We start from the raw sequence: 12012 nt of genomic DNA, 5'->3' as shown, positions 1-12012 counted from the left end.
TTTATTACTACCAGCTTTAAGAACAAAATCTATTTCGACTTATCAAACTCTGCTGCTAAAGCTTCATCTATTAAGATGTTTTCAGGTAAAATACGAAGTCGGTATTTACTATCCCCTACGAACGTAATCAAATCTTTTCGTTCCAATCTATTTTCCTCACTCAACTCAAGAATTGTATTTATATTTTCAATAATACGAGTGATGTATGTTTGGCTTTTTATTTCGCCTCCATATCGAACTTCAATACATTGTTCAGCGGCATGATTAAACTTTCTTCTAATTCCAAAATTAAGCAAGTTCTTATATTGAGTCGTTTTAGAACCAAAATCAATTTTTTCATTTATTATTCCCTTTGAAGGAATGGTTAGCTCAATTAATGACCAATCTAAAAATTTAATTTTTATCTCATTCGGCTTTGGAGTATGAGCTAATTGAATTACCCAACTGGTTGCCAAAACCAAAAATAGAGACACTAAAGATGTTTTTGTTATAATTCTAATTAATTGGTTTATAAAGTCATTCCCTAGTTCTACAAAAACATCTGATAATTGTGATACGAATAATAAGAAAACAATAACCACAGATAATATTGCTACTAGCTTTAACCCACGAAACATAAAGGTTCTGTAAAAGGAAATTGCCATCAAATAGCAAAGAAATGTCGTCAATAAAAAATCAGGAATTCCCATTAATTTTACTCCAGAATACACCTCATTCCTCAAAACGAATGATAGTAACAAAGTCAACCCAAAAACTATGGCTATAATCACTGAAATGATTTTTACATTCTTTTCATTTCGATAAATAAACAAAGGAGAATAATACATATAATACAAAGCCAACAACCAAAACAAGTTGTTAATGGTTGAAAACATATTAACTCCTATTTGATACATTAAGGAATCATGAAAAGAAAAGTAATTCGCTAGTAAAGCCCAAGTTCCAGAAAAAACCCACACCAACATTCCACAGCTAAAAAACAAAAGTCCTCTATCGACTCTTTTAATTGAATTACCCTCTTCTAAAACCGATCGGAACCTCTTTCGAATATTATAATATATCGCAAGCAGCAATATAGCACCAATAAACGAAATAAAAATATGAGATAAATTATGAAACTGAGTTACTTGAGACATCTTAAATTAATTTCTATTGCAAAGAACAGGATGAAAATACTATTCTTTTATAAAATAGAACGCCACTACAATAAAAAACACCAACATTATTAATTTAAAAACGTAACCAACTACCGTATTTTTTCTCAGATTCTTTTCGTTATAGTAATGAGAAAAGCCCTTTTTACCAAACCCAAAAAGATATCTTATAATAGCTCCAAACCATTCAGAGGTCGCTAGTTCTCCATTCATTGAAACAATTTTTTCTTCTTCTTTTTCCTTTTTCATAAATTTTACGTTATAATTTTATTTACTAAATCTTTTTTTAATTTCTCGTTATCTCCAAACAGCCATTGCAGTACATTATTCTCCCACATAGCATCTCTCTGGTTTTCCGTAATAATTTCTCTTTTAATGGCTAAATCCAATATTTTCCCTGGATATGATGACTGTTTATCACTTTCCATTTCTCCTAACGGATAAGGATCGTCTAAACCTATTAACACTTGATCTGACCCTTGATTTTTTATCAATAATTCTAATGATCCAGTGTCATGTACTAACGTATCAAAGAAAATATTCTTATGACCTACTGCTTTTCTAGGATGTTCTTTTCCTTCGAATAAATCTGGTCGTCCATCAAAACCTTGAATCCTACGTCCTAGATTCATTTGCGCTAACTGTCCTCCATGAGCAAAGCAGATTCTCATATTGGGGTATTTATCGTAATAACCATTTAATGTTAAAAAGTGATAAGCATCAGCACATTGCGCTAACATCCATATTAAATGAAATCTCCATGACGTATTTTCTAATTTAATAAACTTCTCTCCATCATAAGGATGAATCTCAACTGCTAAATTGTATTTGTTTGCTAATTCGAAAATAGGTTCATTTTCCTCATCAAAAATACAACGCCAAGTACCAATCGTATCCATATAATGTGTAGGTAAACATAGTAAACGCATTCCTAACTCTTCAACACATCGTTCTATTTCCCAACAAGCACCTCTTACAAATCCAGGATGCACCACAAAACCACACGTGAATTTAGAAGGATGATCTTGCTGTATTTTAGCATTAAAATCATTTTGGAAACGCAAGGCTTGTTTCATCTCTTCCAAACGCAAACCATTCCCATATAACTGAGAAAGATTCAATACTACTGCATGGTCAATATTAAAATGTTCCATCCAAGCCAATTTCTCATTTAAAAAGAAACTCGAATCAGTAACTGGACGTTTCCAGTTTTTCTGCAACATGAACTTTTTATCCTTGTCTACCCAAAAAATACCTTTGTCTTTCATAAACTGAGGAATCTCTTCAGGATATGGTAATAAATGTGAATGCCCGTTAATGCGAAGTTTACGTTTCATTGTCTGATGTTTTATAGCTAGTTTTTTTAGTTTTTGTTAGCTTTTCTATTTTGTTGAATTTCCTTTTTTATTTTGTTGTTATACCTATCAAAAATAGCTGGCATATCTGTCTCTATATTATCCAAGGTAAATTCTTCTTCATATATTAAACTTCCATCTTCGTCAGAGTACCATTGTAACTTATCTTTTACACCTTCTGGTCTCGGATATTCAATTACCAAACCTACTGTATTTGCATTACGTTGTGGAGAGTGAGGAATCTTTGGAGGTAATAAAAAGATATCTCCTTCCTTAATATGAATATCTCTCGATTTACCATCTTCCATCACTTTCAAAACCATATCTCCTTCTACTTGATAGAAAAATTCAGGAGTTTCATTATAATGATAATCGGTTCTTTCATTAGGGCCTCCAACGACCATTACAATAATATCAGCATCTTTCCAAACTACTTTATTACCAACAGGTGGTTTTAATAAGTGGCGATGATCATCAATCCATTTTTTAAAATTCAATGGTTGTACTAGTTTACTCATATGATTTTGTTTTAGAAGAGCCTCCTTTCCAAAAGAAGGCTCTATAAATTATACTTAGCTAATTATGGCTCGAGTGCCTTTTCTTGAACTTTTAAAAGTAATTGTGTCGTTTAATGCATTTTTATAGGCAAATACACTTTCGCGACCTTTCTTTTCTTCAATTACTTCTTGTGGAAAAATGAATTTGGCAACATCAATACTTCCTCCACTTTCCTCGATTCCTAAACTGAAACCTTCATTTAGATTCTGAAATTCTTCAGTAATTTTTTCATTTAAAATATAAAACTTACTTGTTCCATTTTGATTAACAATAAGCCCCAATTCATTTGAATTAAAACCAAGCAACGATTTCTTTTCAAGAGGTATTGCATAACAAACATCATTGAACTTCATAAGTTTACTAGTGTTGTAGGAATAATTAGATTCCTTCAAAAAACCTTTCATATCCTCAAAAGTTTTTGCTGCATCATTTGATAAACTTTCAATAGCTACATTAAAGCTGTTAAAAGAGTCTTCAAATTTTGATTTGAAAATCTTTTCAGATGAATTTGCAAAAGCTGACATTGGAAACATTGATAATGCTCCAGCTCCCATAGTTGAGGATGCAATAAATTTTCTACGATTCATACTAAGTTGTTTTATTTGGTTATTGTAAGGTAAAAATACTATTTTTTGTTACGTTTCATTTTGCTTTGAAATTACTCTATTATAAACTCTTTGTTCTACCTCCATCAACTGGAACATTTATACCGTTAATAAAACTTGCTCTTTCACTTGACAAAAACACCACAGCGTTAGCTACTTCAGAAGGTTCTGCAAACCTTTTAGCAGGAGAAGCATTCTTCATTAATTCTGCAACTTCTTCTTTTGCTTTCCCCGTTTTCGATGCCTTATTGTTTATAATTTCATTTAAGCGCTCTGTATTGGTTGCTCCAGGAAGCACATTATTCACTGTAATTTTAAACTGACCAAGTTCATTAGCCAAAGTTTTCGACCAATTAGCTACAGCTCCTCTTATTGTATTAGAAACCCCCAATCCATCTAACGGTTGTTTCACTGATGTGGAAATAATATTAATTATTCTCCCATACCTTTCTTCTTTCATAAAAGGAACTAAAGCCTGAACTAATACATGATTACATTTCAAATGCTGAGTAAAAGCACTCTCAAACTCACTTAATTTTGCATTAAAAACTGGTCCACCAGCCGGTCCGCCCGTGTTATTAACCAAAATATGGAAATTCAAACTCGATTCTTTTAATCTATTTGAAAGTTCTTCTGGGTTTGAAAAGTCGGCCACAATATAACTATGTTCTTGCCCTTCATTTAATAACTCATTTCTTACTTTTTTCAACTTTTCCTCATTTCTAGCCACTAATGTTACATTTGCACCTTCATTTGCTAATAAAATTGCTGTTGCTTTTCCTATACCCTGTGTACTTCCGCAAACAAGTGCATTTTTTCCTTTTAATCCTAAATCCATTTATGTATATATTTTTTTTGCTGTGTCATTCATTTTTTCCATAAGCATATTAGGTCTTTTTACAAGTTCGAAACCAAACTTTTCATAAAGAGTATGAGCATCTTTTGTTGCTAACATCCACTTATGAACATTTTTGAGTTCTGGAACGTTTAAAATTTCGTTTACCAAAATCTTTGAATACCCTTTACCTCTTTCTTCTTCAGTAACAAAAACATCGAGTAGATATGCAAAAAATACCTTATCAGTCATTACTCTTGCAAAAGCTATTTGTTTTTCATTATGAAACAACCCAAAATTCAAGGTATTTTCAATTGCTTTTTTCTGCTCTTCAAAAGTTCTTCCCTGCCCCCAATATGACTCTTTAATAAAACCGTAAATCATATCTAGGTCCATGTCGCTATGACTAGTTGAAAATAAAAGATCATCCTTAATTTTAATCATAGCTAATGCACACATTTTTAGGTTCAGTAAAAAAACGTAAGGCCTCGAAACCTCCTTCTCTCCCTACTCCGCTTGCCTTTACGCCGCCAAATGGTGTTCTTAAATCACGCATCAGCCATGTATTTACCCAAACAATTCCAACTTGTAATTGTTTACTCATTTTCATAGTTCGATTTAAATTATTCGTCCATAACGTTGCTGATAATCCATACTTCACGTTATTTGCCAATTTTAAAACCTCTTCTTCATTTTTAAACGGCATAATAGTTACCACAGGTCCAAATATCTCTTCCTGATTTAATTTACAATCATTGTTACTTACTTCTATAATTGTTGGTTGTAAGTAATACCCATTTTCACTCCCAGAAACAATAACTTTTTCACCTCCATAAAGGACCTTTCCTCCTTCTTCCTCTACAATATCGATATATGACTTTACTTTTTCTAAGTGGTTTTTAGACACCAATGCTCCAATATCTGAATCCTCATCAAAAGGGTTTCCTATTGTGAGTTGAGATACTTTTCTAATAAAGTCTTTTTTAAATCTTTCATAAATATTTTCTTCAACAAAAATTCTACTACCACATAAACAAATCTGTCCCTGGTTTGCAAAAGAAGATCGTAATGTAGTACTCAACATTTTTTCATAGTCACAGTCTGCAAAAATTATATTTGGATTCTTCCCTCCCAGTTCTAATGATAACTTTTTAAACATTGGAGCAGCTGTTTTGGCAATATGTGCTCCTGTAGCGGTTCCTCCAGTAAAAGAAATTGCCTTAATATTAGCATGTTCAATAATTGCCTGACCAGTGGTTTGACCTAAACCATGTACAATATTTAAAACCCCAGAAGGTAATCCTGCTTTATTACATATTTCACCTAATAAAAAAGCAGTCATGGGGGTAACCTCACTTGGTTTAGCAACGACACAATTTCCAGCAGCTAATGCAGGAGCAATTTTCCAAGTAAATAGATACAAAGGTAAATTCCAAGGTGAAATACAACCTACAATACCAATTGGCTGTCTTAATGTAAAATTTATCGCGTTTAATCCAATACTCTCATGAGCTTCAGATGGAAACTGAGTAATAGCGTCAGCAAAAAACTGAAAATTAGACGAAGCCCTCGGAATATCTATTTTAGTTGCCAAACTTAATGGTTTTCCATTATCCTTAGATTCTGCTTTGGCTAATTCAGGCAGTTTATCAAAAATACCTTTTGCTATTTTCGATAAAATTTCACTTCTTTCATTTAATGTTGTATTTGACCAAACTGGAAATGCTTTTTTAGCAGCAGTCACTGCCAATTCAATATCTTCTTTTGTTGAATTAGGAATTTGACCATATACCTCACCTTTCGAAGGATTATAATTATCAATCCATTGATCCGCAATAGGGTTCAAAAATTTTCCATCTATGTAGTTTTGAATTTTCATACTACTTGTTTTTTCTCCAACCATTGTGGTGGAATTTCTTTATTACAAAATTCAATATGAATTACGGCTCTATCCTTATCCGATATCGATTTATCGGATGCATGAAGTAACAAAGGTTTCATAAGCATTACTCCTCCCGATTTCACTTTACAAACGAACTCTTTTTCGTAATTATCCTGATCAAAATCTTCATCAATTCTTACCAGTCCTTTTGTATGTGATTTTGGAAGAACTTTAAGCGCTCCATTATCATCATTTGTATCATCCAAATGAAGCCTAAAAGTGATTGTACTCTCCAATACATCAATCGGTGGTATTACTCCTAATTGACCTTGTTTATTTGTCCATTGCGTGTATTCTTCTGAAACTATTCTTTTTTTCGCACTAATACTTAAATCTTGATGATACGAAACAAACCAATTAGATTTAGCGGGTTTATTAAAGTAAATTGCTTTAGAAATAAAATAATCACTTCCACAAACACTATCATATAGTTCTTTGAACTTAGCATTACGAAATAATAAAGTACTAATCTCGGGACGTTTTTCTAAAAGCTGTCGAATTGCATAAGTCCCACTATTGACCTTAAGGCAATTTTTAAGTTCGTTCACTTCTGTTTTACTAAAAATATTTTCAGAAATAAAATAGCCTTTATCATTAAACTCATTATGTAATTCAGTCACAAACATTCTATTGTTTCTTATAAGCTACTGCCTTTATTTCTATTAATAAATGAGGATGTGGCAATTGGTGAACTGCAACAGTTGTTCTAGTTGGACCATTATAATCGAAATATTCTGCATAAACTTGATTATAGCCCCCAAAATCATTCATATTTACCAAAAAGGAAGTAATATCAACAACATCTTCCAAATCGGCACCTACCTCTTTTAAAATATCTCTAATATTTTCGATAACAGCCCTTGTTTGCTTGCGAATATCCAAGTTGGTAGTTCCAAACTCATCTACCTCAACTCCTTCAAATGAATTATCGGGTCTTCTTGAACTCGTTCCAGAAACATAGATAAAATCTCCTACCTGCTTTACATGTGGAAATTTACCTCTAGGAATTGCTTTACCTTTAATTACTTTACTATCCATTTATTTTAAATTTTTCTCGAACCTTTTCTTTTAGATTCATATTTCGTTACTCCATTGCTAGTTCGAGTAACTTTAATGTTGTTTTTAAATTTCTTGTTGTTGCTGTAACTCTTAATTTTTTTTCAAAAAAAACATTAGACAACTTGGTTTTACCGTAACCTCCTACTGCATTCACATACACAACATCATTTATAATTTCAAACTCATCATCTTTGGCATCTATTTCAATAACTACTTCTTCCGGAGTTCCTGACAAAAACGTAAAGTATTGTTGTTTTTCTTCAACACTTTTATAAGGATTCTTTTCAATAGCCTCTTTCCATTCTTCAATAGTTCTTACTAATGTTGGCACTTCATAGTCAAACTTATTTTTAATAGAAGCTTTAATATTTAAAGCTATTACCTCCTTACTATCATCAGATTTTAAAATGACATTACCGCTTTGAATATAAGTCTGTACATCCTTATAATTAATGTCTTCCAGTAACTCCTTTAGATCTTTCATTGGTAGTTTGTTCTTTCCAGAAACATTAATACCTCTTAATATGATAATGTATGTTTTCATTATTTGTCAGGTCGAGCGCAGTCGAGACCTATTTATTTGGTTTATATTTATAATGTGTAGCATTTCTGCATTCCGATAATATTTGTAATAATTCGAAATCACGATGTGCTAAAGCTAATTTTTTCTTAGAACTCCACTTTTTAATTTTCTTTTCAAAATAAATTGCTTGCTCAACATTGTTAAATTCTTGCTTAAATATTAATTTTAAAGGTCTTCTTTTAAAAGTAAAAATTCTTAACTATCCCTTCTTTATGTTCTTCAAACCTTCTTACAATATTATTAGTAATTCCTACATATAATAAGTTGTCAAAGCACTCAATAATATATACATAATATTTTTTCATAAAAAAACCACTCGACTGCGCTCGAGGTGACATTAAATTACAGTCCCGCTATTTTATCTTCTTCCAAAACTTCATTTGTTTCTTTTTGAACCTTTTCAAGAATGGTTGCTAAACTTTCTTTTGAAACCATTTCTGATGCTGAAATTTCATTATCAGAAATCATGTTTAACAAGGCTTTATCCTGAGCATTCCCTCTTCTCATCGCCTCATGATACCCTATTTCTTCATTGAAAGTTACCATCGAATATTTTGAAAAATACTCTTCTGGAAAATTACTTTCCAGTTCCATTTCTATCTTTCTTTTTTCTTTGAATAAAGGATTGGCTACATGATCTCTCATTTCATAATAATTCTCCACCGCTAAAGTGCCAATAGCATCAGCATCCTTTTTTCTTCTTTCTTGATACACTTTAAAAACTTGATCCCAATCTCCTTCAAATTCGTTTAAAACTTCGTCTAAGACATAAACATCCTCAAAGGAAGCATTCATTCCTTGTCCATAAAAAGGCACTACTGCATGTGCGGCATCACCAATGATCAATGTATTTCCTTTATAATACCAAGGAGAACATTTTACAGTTCCCAAAGCACCAGTTGGATTGTTAGCAAATTCTTCCGATATATTTGGTATCAACTCTAATGCATCTGGAAATTGCTCTTGGAAGAAATCTTTAATCTTTTCTTCTGATGTTAAATCTTTAAAATTATATTTTCCTTCTTCATGACCTAAAAACAATGTTACGGTAAAACTACCATCCAAATTGGGTAGGGCAATTAGCATGTACTGCCCTCTTGGCCATATATGTAAATGATCTTTACTTATTTGATGATTACCGTCTTTATCTCCTGGTATTTCTAATTCTTTGTACCCATGAGTTAAATACTCTTGGCTATAACTAAACAAAAACTTTTTTTCTAAATAATAACTTTTTCGAAGTACCGAGCCAGCACCATCAGCTCCAAAAATCACATCAGCATCAACAGTAAACTCCTCTTTTGTTTCGTAACTTTTGAAATAAGCTTTAGTGTTTTCAATATCTACTGACAAACACTTAGAGTTAAAGTGAATCGTAACATTTTCATGGGATTCTGCTTCTGTCAATAAAATACCATTTAAATCTCCTCTAGAAATTGAATTGATAAACTCTCCTTCTCTACCAGAATAATTCGACGCAAATGTATTTCCTTCAATATCATGAATCAATCTACCGTACATTGGGATACAAATCTCCTTTGCTTTATCTTCAACACCTGCCATTCTTAGCGCTTTAAATCCTCGATCAGAAAGCGCTAAATTAATGGAACGTCCAGCAGAGATATCTACTTTTCTAAGATCGGGTCTGCTCTCATAAACAGTTACTTTATAACCTCTTTGTGCTAACCGAAGTGCTAATAAACTTCCACATAGTCCTGCTCCGATTATTAATATATTGTCTTGTTTCTTCATAGTTTCAATGAACATTGTTTAGAGTTAATTTCTATTAACCACTCCAGTTCTAAGATTTATTCCTGTATATAAATATGCCTTTAATGAACAAATAAAGTCTGTCCAGCCTTGTGTTTGCTGCATCACCTTTGTAATCCCTTCATCTGTTTTTTCATATTGTTTTTCTTCAATTTTAATACTAGTTTGATTTTGTGATAATTCTTCTAATAGAATCTTTACTTTGGTTCTCACTTGATTTGCTGACCACATGAATACTATTCTTTCATTTTCTCGGATTTCTACTACCTCCACAATATGTTCAGCACAAACATCTTCCCAATTCCAAGTAACCAGAGCACCTTCTATTAAATTTGAGCTTGAAGACGTTACGAAGTATTTCGCAATCTCCTCTTTATCAATTATCGCTTTAAAAACTTCTTTGATATTTCTTTTAATATTTGATTTCACTTCAACTAGTAAACTCATAACGTATCTGTTTTAGTTTTTAAATTATAAATACCCCATAACAACAATATTAATTCTCCTATTAATCCTAAGCTATATTGCAGAGATACTCCATCAAATATGGTACTTATTAATCTACCAAATGCCAAACCTCCCATAAATAACACATTTGTTATTGTGGAATATTTCCAATGATCCGAGTTGAAAATTCCATAAAACCAATATCCTGCAAAAGCAAGATACAATCCCATTACTGCTCTGAATATATTTTTAAGCTCAAGTACTTCTACTTTAAATTCAAAGAACATTGGCAATATTTTTTCTGGATTCAATCCATAAACTAATGCTGCTGCTAAAACGATGACAGCAGACACAAATAAATGAGCATTTTTATGGAGGTGCGACATTATAACAGGCTTTTTAAAATTTCAACCATGTTAAACACATCCTGAAAACTATTGTACATCGGCACAGGAGCACAACGAATTACATCCGGTTCTCTCCAATCGGTTATAACATTGTTTTCTGTTAATTTTTGATGTAAGCTTTTATCTGCATTTTTCACCTGAATTGACAATTGACACCCTCTTTCTTTTGGATTTGATGGTGTAATAATTCGAATTCTGTCCGTATCAATTTGTTGAATTAAATATTCAAAGTAAGCTGTGAGTTTTTCTGACTTTTCTCTTAAAGCGGTCATCCCAACTTCATCAAACATATCCAAAGAAGCTCTAATGGCTGCCATTGACAATATCGGTGGATTACTCAATTGCCATCCCTCGGCTCCTGCCATTACATCAAATGGTTGGCGCATATTAAATCGAGTTTCTTTATTATGGTTCCACCATCCAGCAAAACGAGGTAGTTCTTTATTATGGGCATGCTTTTCGTGAACAAATAAACCTGCCAAACTTCCAGGTCCAGAATTCAAATATTTATAGGTACACCAAGCCGCAAAGTCGACATCAGATTCGTGCAGTTCAGGAGAAACATTCCCTGCTCCATGCGCTAAATCTATTCCAACCATGCAATTCTTAGCATGACCGATTTCTGCAATTCTTTTTAAATCTAAATACTGTCCGGTATAGTAATTTACACCTCCTATAAGCAATAAAGCAATTTCATCACCTTGCTCTTCAACAATACTTTCCAAATCTTCAATTCTAAGCAACTCTTCTCCTTCCCTAGGTCTCCATTCAATCAAACCGTCTTCTATATCAAAACCATGGAATTTTAATTGAGACCCTACTGCATATCTATCCGATGGAAATGCATCCGACTCAATTACAATTTTATATTTCTTCTTTGTTGGTTGATAAAAAGAAACCATTAATAAATGAAGGTTTGTTGTAAGTGTATTCATTACAACCACCTCTAATGGCTTAGCCCCAACAACCTTTGCCATTTTATCTGTTAAAAACTCATGATATGGTAACCACGGTGTTTCTCCTTCAAAATGACCTTCGACTCCGTATTTCGCCCAATCATCAAGTTCTTGCTGTATATAATGTTGTGTTCTCTTTGGTTGTAACCCCAATGAGTTACCTGTAAAATAAAGCCAATTATTCCCTTTTTGATCCTTTGGCACATGAAATTCATCCCGAAGATGGGCTAGTTTATCTTCTTTATCTAATTGAATAGCGTAATCTAAAGTATTCTTATACATTAATATTTATTTATGACAAAGTTACTAAATAGCATAGTTTGATTCTTTTTCAAATCGTT

The 12012-nt window shown here is 32.4% G+C and carries 15 protein-coding genes and 1 pseudogene; all 16 read right to left on the bottom strand.

Going from position 1 to position 12012, the window contains the following annotated elements:
- Positions 1-29: 29 nt before the first annotated feature.
- Positions 30-1136: a hypothetical protein gene (locus ACKTTV_RS16245; protein WP_408031918.1), complete on the bottom strand. Its 1107-nt coding sequence runs from the start codon at positions 1134-1136 to the stop codon at positions 30-32.
- 39 nt (positions 1137-1175) lie between these two features.
- Entirely contained in the window at positions 1176-1403 is a 228-nt protein-coding gene (locus ACKTTV_RS16240; protein WP_408031917.1) for a hypothetical protein, read from the bottom strand.
- 5 nt (positions 1404-1408) lie between these two features.
- Positions 1409-2491 carry an amidohydrolase family protein gene (locus tag ACKTTV_RS16235; protein WP_408031916.1) on the bottom strand — a complete coding sequence of 361 codons (1083 nt, stop codon included), beginning with the start codon at positions 2489-2491 and terminating at the stop codon, positions 1409-1411.
- A gap of 26 nt (positions 2492-2517) precedes the next feature.
- Positions 2518-3027, bottom strand: coding sequence for a 3-hydroxyanthranilate 3,4-dioxygenase (locus tag ACKTTV_RS16230; RefSeq protein ID WP_408031915.1), 510 nt, complete (start codon positions 3025-3027; stop codon positions 2518-2520).
- 54 nt (positions 3028-3081) lie between these two features.
- Positions 3082-3654 carry a hypothetical protein gene (locus ACKTTV_RS16225; protein WP_408031914.1) on the bottom strand — a complete coding sequence of 191 codons (573 nt, stop codon included), beginning with the start codon at positions 3652-3654 and terminating at the stop codon, positions 3082-3084.
- 79 nt (positions 3655-3733) lie between these two features.
- A complete protein-coding gene (locus ACKTTV_RS16220; protein ID WP_408031913.1) occupies positions 3734-4510 on the bottom strand; it encodes an SDR family oxidoreductase in 777 nt (258 codons plus the stop codon).
- Positions 4511-4951 (bottom strand): GNAT family N-acetyltransferase, encoded by a 441-nt coding sequence (locus ACKTTV_RS16215; protein WP_408031912.1) that lies wholly within the window; start codon positions 4949-4951, stop codon positions 4511-4513.
- Positions 4944-6386 carry an aldehyde dehydrogenase gene (locus ACKTTV_RS16210; protein WP_408031911.1) on the bottom strand — a complete coding sequence of 481 codons (1443 nt, stop codon included), beginning with the start codon at positions 6384-6386 and terminating at the stop codon, positions 4944-4946. Before ACKTTV_RS16210 ends, ACKTTV_RS16215 begins: the two co-directional genes overlap by 8 nt.
- Positions 6383-7075 (bottom strand): phytanoyl-CoA dioxygenase family protein, encoded by a 693-nt coding sequence (locus tag ACKTTV_RS16205; RefSeq protein WP_408031910.1) that lies wholly within the window; start codon positions 7073-7075, stop codon positions 6383-6385. The genes ACKTTV_RS16210 and ACKTTV_RS16205 overlap by 4 nt, the downstream gene beginning before the upstream one ends.
- Position 7076: 1 nt before the next feature.
- Positions 7077-7487, bottom strand: a complete 411-nt coding sequence (locus ACKTTV_RS16200; protein ID WP_408031909.1) for a RidA family protein — start codon at positions 7485-7487, stop codon at positions 7077-7079.
- Between the two features lie 46 nt (positions 7488-7533).
- Complete coding sequence (locus tag ACKTTV_RS16195) at positions 7534-8052, bottom strand: DUF1697 domain-containing protein (RefSeq protein WP_408031908.1); 519 nt, start codon at positions 8050-8052, stop codon at positions 7534-7536.
- 28 nt (positions 8053-8080) lie between these two features.
- Positions 8081-8396: pseudogene (locus tag ACKTTV_RS16190) on the bottom strand (GIY-YIG nuclease family protein).
- A 37-nt stretch (positions 8397-8433) separates the two neighbouring features.
- Positions 8434-9843 (bottom strand): FAD-dependent oxidoreductase, encoded by a 1410-nt coding sequence (locus tag ACKTTV_RS16185; protein WP_408031907.1) that lies wholly within the window; start codon positions 9841-9843, stop codon positions 8434-8436.
- Positions 9844-9867: 24 nt separating this feature from the next.
- The gene (locus ACKTTV_RS16180; RefSeq protein WP_408031906.1) at positions 9868-10308 is read right to left on the bottom strand and encodes an SRPBCC domain-containing protein; all 441 of its coding nucleotides are present in this window, start codon (positions 10306-10308) and stop codon (positions 9868-9870) included.
- Positions 10305-10694, bottom strand: coding sequence for a DUF4345 domain-containing protein (locus tag ACKTTV_RS16175; RefSeq protein WP_408031905.1), 390 nt, complete (start codon positions 10692-10694; stop codon positions 10305-10307). Before ACKTTV_RS16175 ends, ACKTTV_RS16180 begins: the two co-directional genes overlap by 4 nt.
- Complete coding sequence (gene kynU / locus ACKTTV_RS16170) at positions 10694-11953, bottom strand: kynureninase (protein WP_408031904.1); 1260 nt, start codon at positions 11951-11953, stop codon at positions 10694-10696. Before kynU ends, ACKTTV_RS16175 begins: the two co-directional genes overlap by 1 nt.
- Between the last annotated feature and the right edge of the window lie 59 nt (positions 11954-12012).

Source organism: Tenacibaculum xiamenense, from assembly GCF_964513065.1.
Taxonomy (GTDB): Bacteria; Bacteroidota; Bacteroidia; order Flavobacteriales; family Flavobacteriaceae; genus Polaribacter; species Polaribacter xiamenense.
Note: the sequence above shows the minus strand (reverse complement) of the source record. Positions and strands in the feature narration are given on the sequence as shown.